This is a genomic window from Nocardioides sp. NPDC006303 (assembly GCF_040613175.1).
Classification (GTDB): Bacteria; Actinomycetota; Actinomycetes; order Propionibacteriales; family Nocardioidaceae; genus Nocardioides.
In genome coordinates this window covers 12,914-25,404 of sequence record NZ_JBEXRR010000038.1, presented here as the reverse complement: position 1 = coordinate 25,404, position 12,491 = coordinate 12,914, and the positions used below count along the sequence as shown (strand labels likewise).

At 69.8% G+C, this 12,491-nt stretch carries 8 protein-coding genes; all 8 read right to left on the bottom strand.

From position 1 onward, the window contains the following. Positions 1-63: 63 nt before the first annotated feature. Positions 64-1,455, bottom strand: a complete 1,392-nt coding sequence (locus tag ABZY89_RS23085; protein WP_355230980.1) for a cytochrome P450 — start codon at positions 1,453-1,455, stop codon at positions 64-66. A gap of 96 nt (positions 1,456-1,551) precedes the next feature. Then, positions 1,552-2,811, bottom strand: a complete 1,260-nt coding sequence (locus ABZY89_RS23080; protein ID WP_355230978.1) for a hypothetical protein — start codon at positions 2,809-2,811, stop codon at positions 1,552-1,554. A 152-nt stretch (positions 2,812-2,963) separates the two neighbouring features. Beyond that, positions 2,964-3,650: a helix-turn-helix domain-containing protein gene (locus ABZY89_RS23075; RefSeq protein ID WP_355021961.1), complete on the bottom strand. Its 687-nt coding sequence runs from the start codon at positions 3,648-3,650 to the stop codon at positions 2,964-2,966. A 310-nt stretch (positions 3,651-3,960) separates the two neighbouring features. Then, positions 3,961-5,658 carry an allophanate hydrolase gene (atzF, locus tag ABZY89_RS23070; RefSeq protein ID WP_355230976.1) on the bottom strand — a complete coding sequence of 566 codons (1,698 nt, stop codon included), beginning with the start codon at positions 5,656-5,658 and terminating at the stop codon, positions 3,961-3,963. Next, the gene (gene uca, locus ABZY89_RS23065) at positions 5,655-9,359 is read right to left on the bottom strand and encodes an urea carboxylase (RefSeq protein WP_355230974.1); all 3,705 of its coding nucleotides are present in this window, start codon (positions 9,357-9,359) and stop codon (positions 5,655-5,657) included. Before uca ends, atzF begins: the two co-directional genes overlap by 4 nt. Continuing rightward, complete coding sequence (locus tag ABZY89_RS23060; protein WP_355230972.1) at positions 9,356-10,147, bottom strand: urea amidolyase associated protein UAAP2; 792 nt, start codon at positions 10,145-10,147, stop codon at positions 9,356-9,358. Before ABZY89_RS23060 ends, uca begins: the two co-directional genes overlap by 4 nt. Next, entirely contained in the window at positions 10,144-10,998 is an 855-nt protein-coding gene (locus ABZY89_RS23055; protein ID WP_355230970.1) for an urea amidolyase associated protein UAAP1, read from the bottom strand. The genes ABZY89_RS23060 and ABZY89_RS23055 overlap by 4 nt, the downstream gene beginning before the upstream one ends. A gap of 469 nt (positions 10,999-11,467) precedes the next feature. Continuing rightward, a complete protein-coding gene (locus ABZY89_RS23050) occupies positions 11,468-12,253 on the bottom strand; it encodes an HAD family hydrolase (RefSeq protein WP_355230968.1) in 786 nt (261 codons plus the stop codon). Positions 12,254-12,491: the final 238 nt, after the last annotated feature.

Genomic DNA, 12,491 nt, shown 5'->3' with positions numbered 1-12,491 from the left:
CAGAGGTGCCGTCTCGGCCGACGGGAGTGACGTCTCGACCGACGTACCTGACCTCTCGGCGGGTCAGCTGAGGCGGGCGGGGAGGTGGGAGTAGCCGCGGAGGATGCGGGTGGGGTGGCGCTCGCGGTCGCCGACGAGCTCGAGACCGGGGAAGCGCTCGAAGAGGAGGCGGAGGCCGATCTCGCCCTCCATCCGGGCCAGAGCGGCACCGAGGCAGAAGTGGCGGCCGCTGGAGAAGGAGAGGTGGTCGCGGGCGTTCTCGCGCGTGACGTCGAACGTGTGCGGGTCGGTGAAGACGGCGGGGTCGCGGTTGGCTGCGGCCAGCACGGTGTTGATGATCGTGCCGCGTGGGATCGCCTGGCCGGCGATGGTGGAGTCGCGCCGGGCGACCCGGCCGGTGAGCAGCACCGGCGGGTCGAGCCGCAGGATCTCGTCGGAGGCGTTCGACCACAGGTCGGGCTGCGCCTTGAGCACCTCGAGCTGATCGGGGTTGTCGTGGAGCAGCGCGATGCCGTTGCCGATCAGGTTCACGGTGGTCTCGAAGCCGGCCGCGAAGACCAGCCCGGCAATCGCCCGCAGCTCCCGCTCGCTGAGCCGGTCGCCGTCGTCGCGGAGGGCGACGAGCTGGCTGAGCAGGTCGTCACCGGGGTGCTCGGCGAGATACTCCAGGTGGCCGCGGAGCCAGGTGTCGAACTCCTCCAGGGAGGCCTCCATGTCGCGGAACGTGCGCCAGCCGAGTCCGATGTCGAGGCTCAGCGCCGCGCCCTTGCCGAGCTCGAGCATGCGTTCGCGCAGTTCGACCGGGACGCCGAGCACCTCGGAGATCACCGTGATCGGCAGCAGCCCGCAGTAGCGGGTGACCAGGTCGACGTCAGCCCCCGACGAGGCCTCCTTCTCCAGGTCGTCGAGCAGCTCGCCGGCGATCTCCTCGGTGCGAGCGCGCAGCTTCTCGACCGCGCGCACCGTGAAGACTCGGGTGACCAGCTTGCGGTAGCGGGTGTGCTCCGGCGGCTCGGTCGCCAGCAGCGACGGCGGCTGGAGCGGGGCGAAGACGTCGCTGGCCGACCAGTTCGCCGCCCTCGCCAGCAGGCCGGTGCCCGACTCGTCGGGCGCGAAGAACCCGGTGATGAAGTCGTTGCTGGTCAGCACCTCCTTGATGACCTCGTGGTCGACCGCGAGGTGGCTGAACCCGCCCTGGTAGAGCGGCCCGCGCGCACGGAACTCCTCGAACAGGTCGACCAGATCGAAGGTGTGCGAACCCGGGCCGCTGAGGATCAGGTCGCCCTGGAGATCGCCCTTCCGGGCGGACCGGACGATGGCCGTACGCGGCAACCCGTGGCCCAGCGCCCAGCGCACGCCCTGCTTGGCGGTGCGCTCCACCGTGCCCAGCGTCCAGCCCAGCGTCCGGCCGGCAATCGTGCGGGTGCCGGCGGGCGGCGTGATCTTGAGCGGCATGCGAGACCTCCGAGGCGCAGGAACACGTTCTCATGCAGCGTACGCCGCACCGGAGGCCGCCACATCCGACCGTGGTAGCAATTCGGCCCAGGCAAATCAGCGCCGTACGAACTCGCGATCGCCCTTGGGCCAGGAGTGGGTGTAGCCGGTGACCTTCTTGGCACCGTCGACCCGGACGCTCCACTCCGCGTGCCCGGAGGCGACCGGCTTGACCACGACGAGCTGATTGGGCTCCGTGATCGTGACCGTACGCGTGAACCGCTCCGGCGCACCCCACGGATCCATCGCGATCGTGGCCGTCACCGGCAGCCTGCTGGCGTCGATCCGCAGCCCGATGGCCTCGGTCATCGCGATCGCCTCAACCGACAGCGTCCTGGTCGGCTCGGGCGCCGGCTTCTTGGTCGGCTTGGGCGTCAGGGTGGGCTTTGGGGTGGGCGTCGGCTCGACGCGGACCGAGGATGCTGTGGCGCTCGGCGAGGGTGTCTCGGACGGCGCCTCGCTGCCCTCGTCGCTGGCCCCCGCGCTCGGCTCCGACTGCTGGCTCTGCGGCTCCTTCTGGTCGGAGGAGTCCGGGTCGGAACCGGTCACGACGCCGCGTACGACCTCGTAGATCAGGATCAGCAGCAGGATGGCGAGGACGACCAGCACCACCCGGCCGCGACGCGTCATCCGCGACCGCCGATAGGAGGTCGATTCCAGGTGGTGCAGCGGCACCAACGGGCCGGCGACGGCCCGCCTGGCGGGCGGTCCGGCCTTTGGCCCGGCCATTGGTTCAGCCTCTGGCTCAGGTTCGGCTTCTGGCTCAGGCACCGGCGCAGGCACTGGCACCGGCGGCGGTTCGGGCTCGGGCTCGGGTTCCGGCTCGGGCGCCGGAGGCGGCACTGGAGGCGGTGCCGGCGGCGGCGCTGGCTCTGGTTCCGGCTCGGGTTCCGGCGCGGGCTCAGGCGGCTCGACAGCGGGTGCCGGAACGGCCAGGACAGGCGGGACGTACGGCTCGGGGGGCTCGGGCTCAGGCTCGGGGTCAGGCTCGACGATGCCCTGGATGACCACGGGCCCAGCGCCGGTGGGAAGCCAAGCCGCACCGGGTACGTCGTCGGGCGAGCCGTAGCTCCCGAAGACCTCGAGGGTCTCGACGTCGGTGACCTGCCCGTCGGGATGGACGACCATCCGGACGCGGGCCTCGTCGTCGGTGGCGACGACCTGGACGGGCTTGCGGCTCGGGCCGGCGAGCTGTTCCCGTACGGCACGGATGCCTGCCTGGTGCGGGTCCTCCCCCCACGGACGATCCACCACCAGGCCGTTGAGCGTCGTGACCCCGCGGGTGACGGAGAGGATGGCTGTCTGCTTCCGGGCCATCAGCGGCCTCCGGAAGGGTCAATGCACACGTGTGGGGTCCTCGCGGTGGGGAAGCGGGCAACGGGCTCGGAAAGTGTGTCGTTCAAGCCTCAACAGGGCAACTCACACGCGCAAGCCCTACCCACCAGTTACCGACTTGTCAGCCTGCCTTGTCAGGCGGGCTCGCGAACCCTGTCCTCGAGGAAGTCGTCGAGCATCTCCACGGCGACCGCGTTCGCGGCTTGGATCTTGTCCTGGCTGACACCGCAGATCCGCAGGCACGAGGAAGCGATCGCCCACGCCTCCGGGCACGTGATCCTCCGGACCGTGTCCTTGGTGATCATCTCGGCGCGCATGCTGATGACGCCTTCGACCTGCTGGATGAGCATGTTGCCCAGCTGCTTCAGACCGACACCCTCGAGCACCTTCTCCGAGGCGACCTTGCTCGCCAGATCGGCGTAGGCAGCAGCGAGCTCTTCGTGCTCCTGGCGGAACTCGGTGTAGACCTCGCCGTTGGTCACGTCCGGCAGCATGTAGAGCATTCCGACGTTGTGATCCACGTCGGCAAGCGTGCGTACGTCGACCAGAACCAGCAGATAAAGAGCCGTCTCATAATCGAGCGGTGGCACCTGGTTGCGGATCTTGTCGACCTTGTCCGTGGTCGGCCGAACCGACTTACGGAGCAGCTCGACGAGGATCTCGTCCTTGCCTGCGAAGTGGTAGTAGAGAGAGGCCTGACGGATGCCGACCTGGTCGGCGATCTCGCGGGTGGACGTCGCCGCGAAGCCCTGGGACACAAAGAGTCGCGCAGCGGCATCGAGGATCTGGTCGCGGGGTGAGGCGGTACCCGAATCGGGCACATGCCTGGGGCGGCCGGGCCGAGAACGCCTAGTTGTCATGTACGCCATCTAAGCGGCCTCCCGAGTTTCGGGGAAGACTTGAAAGAGTCTTCTTCCCCTAAAGAACAGAGTCGAAAGTCCCACAGGAGGGTTGAATTCCCTGTCAACAAAGTGTATGGCAGGAAGAACCGATAAGCGCGGCACAGCATCCTCCCGGGGCGATAATGCTGGCGGATTCTGCCCAGTGTGACGGGAGATCAGGCCCCTGAACAGAGTCGTGTGCCACCTGGAGGAATGACCCCAGTCCCGTAACCGATATCCACGCAGAACGTTAAAGGCCCTGCTCAGACCGGTAACGACGCCAACCACCGTGCGCAGAGATATCGGCAGCCCTTTCGACAGCAAATGGCTCGACGAGAAATCCCGAAACCGAGGAGCCGTCCGCCAGCGTCACCTTTCCGATGACCATCGGAGCAGGTACGCCACCCACGAACGTCCCGAAGCCCGCGGCCGGGACGCGCCACAGCTCGCCCTCGATCGGTACCCCGTTCCCGGCGGCACCCGCCCGGACCAGTCCGGGCTTGCGTGGCACCGTCTCGAGCGCGAACAGCCGGTAGTCGGCCGAGGTCGACACCGGGCGCAGCAGCGTCGCGCCGGCCTCGACCAGCTGGTGGTTGAGCGGCTGTCCCGACAGGTGCGCGCCGACCACGAAGAGATCGACACAGGGACTGAGCAGCGTGTGGCCGAGCGCGGCCAGGGTGCGGTCGCTGCCGGCGGCCCCGGTCAGCATCACCCCGAAGGGCAGCCCGCCGATCTGGCCGGCCGGGACCGCGAGCGAGGCCATGTCGAGCAGGTTCGCGAAGTTCGTGTAGCGGCCCAGGCGCGCGTTCGCGCCGACCGGATCCGCGGCCACCTCGGCCAGCGTCGGATGCCACGTCGTCGTCGGCGTCAGCAACGCCGAGCAGCCCGCGAGGGCCTCTCTCCCCGCCGCCCCGAGGCGCGCCAGGTGAGCCACGTCGCGTGCCCAGTCGGCTGCGCTGGCCGATGCCCCGGCGAGCACGATCGCGGCGACCGTCGGGTCGAGGTCGGTCCCGATGAGGTCGCGGTTGGCTTCGAGGTGGGAGCCCACCGCGGCGTACCTCTCGGCGACGAAGGCGCCGTCGTAGAGCAGCCTGGCGGCCTCGAGCAACGGCGAGATGTCGGTCTCGACGATCTCGACTCCGGCGTGGGCCAGCCGCGCGACCACGGCCCGGAAGGCGTCGGTCCACCCCGGAGCGAGTCCGTCGAGATGCTCGCCCGTCGGCACCGCGACCCTCGGCGCAGGCGGCAGTCCGGCGTCCGCCGGCAACGTACGCGACAACGGGTCCGACGGGTCAGGGCCGGCCATCAGCTCCGCGGCTGCCCGGGCAGATCCGAGATCCCGGGCGAAGACGGTGACGCAGTCGAGCGTGTAGCAGGCGGGCACGACGCCGGTGACCGGCACCAGCCCGCGCGACGGCTTCACCCCGACGATGCCGTTGAGCGCCGCCGGCACCCGGCCGGAGCCCGCGGTGTCGGTTCCCAGCGCGAGATCGACCAGGCCGAGGGCGACCGCTACCGCCGAGCCCGACGAGGACCCGCCCGAGATCCGGCTCGGGTCCCAGGCGTTGCGGACCGCTCCGTACGGGCTACGGGTGCCGACCAGGCCGGTCGCGAACTGGTCCAGGTTGGTCTTTCCCACGACCAGCGCCCCGGCCGCCCGCAGCCGGGCCACGGCGGTGGCGTCAGCAGTAGGCGGGTAGGCGTACGAGGGCGCTCCGGCGGTCGTCGGCAGGCCGCGGACGTCGATGTTGTCCTTGACGGCCAGCAGGCGTCCGGCCAGCGGCAGGACCTCTCCGCTGGTTACCTTCGCGTCGATGGCGGCGGCCTCCTCGAGCAGGTCGTCACGCGTACGCAGCGAGATCCAGATCTCCGGACGATCCGAAGCCTCGATGCGGTCGAGGGCCTCGGTGGCACGGGCGACCGCACCGCCTGGCAGTGAATGGATCAAGAGCCGAGCCCGTCGAGCGGTCGCACCGCGGCGATGACCTGGCCCGGGACGATCTGCTCGCCCGGCTTCACGTAGACCTCGACCACCTCGCCGGCGACGGGAACCGGGACGCTCGCCTCCATCTTCATCGCCTCGACCACCATCAGCGGGGCGTCCTGGGTCAACCGCGCACCGCGACTCGCGACGACCTTCCAGACGGTCGAGGTGAACGGGGCGGTCACCTGCACGCACCCGTCCGGCACCTCGACCTCCGACGGTTCGCCCCGCGCGTCGATGCGGTCGCAGATGTCGAACTCCCCGGCGGCCTTCCAGCGCTCGCGCTCCTCCTCGAAGGCGGCGGACTGCTGGTCACGGAAGGCTGCGATCGAGTCGGCGTTGGCGTTCAGGAAGCGGTCGTACTCCTTGATCGAGAAGGAGCCCTCCTCGGTCTCGGCTGCGCTTATCGCGGGGCCACGCCCGGCGTCGACCTCCGCGCGAAGCTCCAGGAGCTCCTCGGCGGAGACTGGATACCACTCGATCCGGTCGAAGAACCGCAGCGCCCACGGGTCGTCGCGGAACAGTCCGCCCGCGGTCGTCGACCGCCGGAATCGGTTGAACACCTGAGTGGTTCGACCGACGAGCTGATATCCGCCCGGCCCCTCCATCCCGTAGATGCACATGTACGCACCGCCGATGCCGACGGAGTTCTCCGCCGTCCAGGTCCGGGCCGGGTTGTACTTCGTCGTCACCAGCCGGTGCCGCGGGTCCAACGGCGTCGCGACCGGCGCGCCCAGATAGACGTCGCCCAGCCCCAGCACCAGGTACGTCGCGTCGAACACGGTCCGATGGACCTCCTCGACCGAGGCGAGCCCGTTGATCCGGCGGATGAACTCGATGTTCCACGGCGCCCACGGCGCGTCGTCGCGTACGCCGGCGGTGTAGCGCTCGATCGCCTCCCGGGTCGCCGGGTCGTCCCAGGAGAGCGGCAGCCGCACCCGCCGCGAGGGCACGGTCAGCTCCGAGGTGGCCGGGAGGTCCTCCTCCAGCTCCCGCAGCAGCCCCGCGACCTGGCCGGCCCGCAGGACCGAGGAGTCCGTGTGCACCTGCAGCGACCGGATCCCCGGGGTGACGTCGATGATGCCGGCGGGCGCGTGCTCGGCCAGGGCCGACTGCAGCGCGTGCACCCGCATCCGGAGCCCCAGGTCGAGGGTCATCGGCCCGTACTCCACCAGCAGTGAGTTGTCCCCGCTGCGCCGATAGGTGACCTCCGGGCGCGCCGACGTCTCGGGCAGCCTGCCCAGCACACCGTCGTCGCCGTCGCCGCCCGCACCGCCGGCCACCGTCAGGGAGGCCCGGTGGTTGACCAGGCCGGCGGCTTTGCCCTCCCGAACCGGCACGAACCGAACGGTGTCGCCCGGCCGCAGCTGCCCGATCTTCCAGAGCTCGCCGCTGGCGACGACCGCCGGGCAGACGAAGCCACCCAGCGACGGACCGTCGGGGCCGAGGATGATCGGGGTGTCGCCGGTGAAGTCGAGCGACCCCACCGTGTAGGGGGTGTCATGGATGTTCGAGGGATGCAGTCCGGCCTCGCCACCGTCGGCACGCGCCCAGGTCGGCTTCGGCCCGATCAGGCGTACGCCGGTGCGAGCCGAGTTGTGGTGCACCCGGTAGCTCGCCGTGTAGAGCTGGTCCAGGTCTTCGCGCGTGAAGAACTCCGGGGCGCCGTGCGGGCCCTCGGTGACGCCGATCTCCCAGGTGTTGGTCAGCGCCGGCCGCCGTGACACCGGGGTCGCGGCGGGCTGCGCCTCCGGGTCGACCGCGGTTCCGGGGCGGAGCACGTCACCGCGCTGGAGCGTACGCCCGGCGTGACCGCCGAACCCGCCGAGCGTGAACGTCGAAGCGCTGCCCAGGTAGTCGGGTACGTCCAGGCCCCCTCGGACCGCGATGTAGGTCCGCAGGCCCGGCCCGTCGGTGCGACCCAGCGTCAACGTCGCCCCCGCGGGGAGCTCGATCGGCTCCCACTGCGGGACAGGGGCGCCGTCGACGCTGACCGGCATGGGGGCACCGGTCACGCAGACGACGGCGGGATCGGAGAAGACCAGCGTCGGCCCCACGGCCGTCGCCCGGCCGGTTGCCAGCGGCACCGTGACCTCGAGGCCCGGGGCACCCCGGTGGTTGCCGACGGCCAGGTTGGCCTCGGCGAAGGAGACCGGGTCGAACGGACCCGACGGAGGTACGCCGACCTGCCAGTAGCCGACCCGGCCGGGAAGGTCCTGGACGGTCGTGAGCACGCCCGGGTCGAGCACGTCGATGCGCGGATCGGGGTCCGCGCCGCGACCAGCCTTGGCACGTTCGGGCAAGGTCGAGGTCGAGTGGGTGGCCGAGCGGAGCTCGTCGTACGTCGTCATCGCGCGCAACGCGGAGACGTTGGTGACGATCCCGTCGATCCGGGTGCTGGCGAGCGCCTCACCCAGCCTGTCCAGCGCCTCGTCGCGGGTCGCGCCGGTGGCGATCACCTTGGCGAGCAACGGGTCGTAGTGGGGCGAGACCTCGAGCCCGGTCTCGATCCAGGAGTCGACCCGGACGCCAAGAGCTTCGGTCGGCAACACCGCGCGCGTGACCAGGCCCGACGAAGGCATCGAGTCCTTGGCAGGGTCCTCGGCGTAGACGCGTGCTTCGACGGCGTACGCCTTGGGTGCGGGGCACTTGCGAAACAGCTCGTCGGGCAGGGCGGTGACGCCGTCGCGGGCGAGGCGCAGCATGAGCTCGACGATGTCGATGCCCATCACCTGTTCGGTGACCGCGTGCTCGACCTGGAGGCGGGTGTTCATCTCCAAGAAGGAGATCAGCTCGCGGCCCGGGTCGTAGACGAACTCCACGGTCCCGGCCGAGCGGTAGGAGACCGACTTGGCGAGCTGGCGCGCGGAGTCGTGCAGGACGGTCCGTACGTGCTCGGGCAGCGCCGGCGCGGGCGCCTCCTCGATCACCTTCTGGTTGCGGCGCTGCAGCGAGCAGTCGCGGTCGCCGAGCACGGCGACCTGACCCTCCCCGTCGCCGAAGATCTGCACCTCGACGTGGCGGGCGGGCCGCACCAGGTGCTCCAGGAACACACCGGCGCTGCCGAAGCTGGTCTGGGCGAGCCGGGCGACCCGCTCGAATGCGACCCGTACGTCCTCCTCCGAGCTGCACGCGGTCATCCCGATGCCGCCACCGCCGCCGGTCGCCTTGACCATCACCGGCAGCCCGATCCGACCGGCCTCCTCGGCGGCCTCGTCCGGCCCGGAGAGCAACCCCGTGCCGGCCAGCATCGGCACGCCGGCGTTCTCGGCGAGCCGGCGGGCCGAGTGCTTCTCGCCGAAGGCGCTGATCTGCTCGGGAGTCGGGCCGACGAACCGAAGCCCCGCCGCCTCCACCTCACGGGCGAAGGCGGCGCTCTCGGAGAGGAAGCCGTAGCCGGGATGGAGCAGCCCCGCGCCGGTGCGCAGGGCTGCCGCGATGATCAGATCGCCACGGAGGTAGGAGTCCCGTGCGGGCGCGGAGCCCAGACAGACGGCCTCGTCGGCCTCGCGCACGTGTGGTGCCGCTCGGTCGGCCTCGGAGAAGACCGCGACCGTACGCATCCCGAGCTCGCGCGCGGTGCGCATCACCCGGCGGGCGATCTCCCCTCGGTTGGCGACCAGGACGGTGTCGAAGGACAGTCCAGCTTCAGAACCAAAGGTCATGCGTTGGCCTCGTAGTCGACATCCGGCTCGGACACGATCATCCGCAGCGGCGTCGGGTTGAAGTCGTTGCAGGGGTTGTTCATCTGCGGGCAGTTGGAGATCAGCACGAGCGTGTCGATCTCCGCGCGCAGCGCGACCCGCTTCCCGGGCGCCGACATGCCGTCGACGATGCCGAGGGCACCGTCCTCCTCGACGGGCACGTTCATGAACCAGTTGATGTTGGAGACGATGTCGCGCATGCCGAGCCCGTGCTTGGCACCCTCGGTCAGGAAGTTCTCCCGGCAGCCGTGGTGATACATCACGTGGTGGCCGTAGCGCAGCGTGTTGGACTCGCGCGAGCACGCGCCGCCGATGGTGTCCTGGCGGTCGATCTCGTTCTCGACGACGGTCATCAGGGCACGACCGAGGTTGCTGCGCAGCACGGTCCCGGTGCGGATGTAGGCGTTGTCCTGCCACGCGAGCGTGTCCTGAGCGCTGTAGCGCTCGTCGGTGTGGTGCGCGTTGTAGAGCAGGCAGTCGCCCGACTGGTTGCCGCCTACATCGACGATCGTCAACACCTGCCCGGCACGTACGACACCCGACCACGAGGCCCGCGGAGCCACCTGCTCGTCCAGCACGACGGCACCCGGCACCAGCGGGTCACCCCACTCCAGGTGAGTGTTGTCGGCGTACGACGCCCCGACCGGGACGCTGGAGACCAGCTGCCCGTCGGGCGTCAGATAGGTGGTCACAGGGACGGGAATGGTCGTCACAGGCCTCATCACCGGGTTGTCGATCGTGGTAGTCACAGGCCCCGAGCCTCCGCATAGTCGAGTGTGTTCAGATACGCCCGCCGCACCTCGGGAGAGGCGTCGAAACGCTCGTCCGCCGGGGTCGTGGGATGGGTTTCCGGCGTACGCCAGGCGTGCACGCGCAGTGGCCCGACGACGTACTCCGGACGCGGGTCGCGCGGGTGCGGGACGTTGGCGATCAGCACGAGAAGGGGCAGCTCGGCCACGAGCTCGACCGACGTCCCCGCTCCTGACGAGCCGAACCAGTCGAAGCTCCCGTCCGAGGCGACCCGGACTCCTTGGAAGAACGAGACCGACGGAGGTACGTCGGCCGGCCCGAGCCCGTGCTTGGCGGCCGCCTTCACGAAGAGATCACGGCCGGCGGGCGCCGGACCCTCGGGCAGCGCGGTGCCGTAGCGCAGCGCGTTCCAGGCGGCGGTGCTCGTCCCGCAGAACGCGTCGTGCCGGCCCGAGGAATCGGCGATGATCGTGGCGAGCACGCGGCCGTCACCGGAGAGCAGCGGGTGGCCGGCGCCGAGATAGGCCTGCCATGGGATCTTCTGGGTGTCGGCGACGTTGAGCCGCTCGGTCGGCTCCAGCGCGTTGTAGACGAGGGTGTGGGCGCAGGCCTCACCGGTCGGGTCCTCGAGCCGGAACCGCGTACCGCGGGCGAGGACCTTGTGGGTGTAGCTCCCTGGTGCGACCGTCTCGGCCCACGTCAGGGTGTCCGGGTCGACGTCGTCCGGACAGAACGGGCTCGACGAAGCCGGTAGGTACGGCATCCAGTCGCTGACCTGCCCCCCTTGCGCGCGAGCATCTGCCCGTGCGTTCAGCACCGTGTCCGTGCTGTGGTCTGCAGCTAGCGCCACCCGGGTCCTCCTTGAAGCATGATTAACCTGTCGACTGACAGGTAAGCATGTAGGTCAAGGGCGTCGGGGGCAAACCAAGACTGTTGGAAACCTGAGTCCGAAATGTGGGGTCGGAGTCGGAGAAAATCTTCCCTGTCGGTCGATCGATTCTTACCGTTTTCGGTCGGAACTCGCTAGGGGGGAAGGGCCATTTGCTGCCGATTTCCCGCGTGCGGTGCCGCCTGATGGAGCGATCGCATCGCAGACGGGATCAGCCAGACGGACGCCCAACCTGTCAGAAGACAGGTAACAGGTCCGGGGTGATATCGGACACCGTTCCGACGGCGCTCCGGCACCGTGCCGAGGAGCGGACCGAATGGACGACGGATACCGGATTCGGCTGACATCGACCCTCAGAAGTGGGACCCTGACCCACGCTGGACAGTCGTCAAGAGATGCCGACGCATCGGTCGCCCGCCTCGACCGAGGATCAGCGGGACGATCTCTTCGAACCCCACGGCACCACATTGCCGGAGACGAACGTCCGCGATTCGGACCCTTCACGTGGCACCGGGATCCCGATCATCCCGACGAGCTCGCCCAGGTCGCTGATCGTCGGCCCGCTCCAGTCGGGATCCAGGTCGAAGGTGGTCTCCTCGTCGAGCTCTTCGAGCGCCTTGGGACCGAACCGCACCGCCCGCATCCCGACCGCCTCGGCCCCGCTGAGCTCGTGGTCGGCACCGTCACCGACGTAGACACACTCGCCGGTGCGCACCTCCAGGGCCGCCGCGGCGACGAGGTAGGCGCCCGAGTCCGGCTTGCGTACGCCGGTCTGGCAGGAGAACGAGACGGCGTCCAGATGGTCCGCGAGCGGGCTCTGCGGCCAGATCGCGACCGTCGCCGCCCCGCAGTCGGCGACGAGGCCGAGCTTGAACCCTCGTTTCCGTAGCGACTTGAGCGTCGGCAGCGCCCAGGTCGCGGCATGCAGGGAGAGCGAGTAGTTCAGCCTCCGCGTGATCGCGCTCTCCACCTGGGACTCGGTCGGCGACCCGCCGACCCGTCGGGCCAGGTAGCGCACGGTGTGGTGCACATCGGCCATCAGGCCGCGTACGCGCTCGTCGAAGGTGTCCGCGACCGCGGCCGCAAACGCATCGGGGTCGACTCCGAGATCCGCGCCCATCCCCCTGGCCACCGCGGCGTGCTCGGCGGGGTGGCCGCTCGGGACGAGCGTGTCGTGCAGGTCGAAGAGGACCGCGCGCACTCCGGCCTCGTCCATGAAGTCAGCCTAACCAGGATCGGATCCTTGCTGAGGGAATTCGGTGAACAGCCCGCCGGCCTCCCGAGTGCGACTGGGTGAGGCCTCTGCCCTAGACTGAAGCCGCGAAGGGGAGTAGTCCTCAACAGTCGCGTCGACACACTGGCCTCAGGGCCCGGCGCGATCGGCCACCAAGTGGCGGACGAGACCTTCGACCATGCATCCGTATCAACATGACGGTGCTGGTCGAAGGACGATC

What these genes read in the sequence shown, in the direction of transcription:
- ABZY89_RS23080 (WP_355230978.1), bottom strand. Translation starts at nt 2,811, where the DNA reads ATGGCCCGGAAGCAGACAGCCATCCTCTCCGTCACCCGCGGGGTCACG.
- ABZY89_RS23085 (WP_355230980.1), bottom strand. Translation starts at nt 1,455, where the DNA reads ATGCCGCTCAAGATCACGCCGCCCGCCGGCACCCGCACGATTGCCGGC.
- ABZY89_RS23050 (WP_355230968.1), bottom strand. Translation starts at nt 12,253, where the DNA reads ATGGACGAGGCCGGAGTGCGCGCGGTCCTCTTCGACCTGCACGACACG.
- uca (WP_355230974.1), bottom strand. Translation starts at nt 9,359, where the DNA reads ATGACCTTTGGTTCTGAAGCTGGACTGTCCTTCGACACCGTCCTGGTC.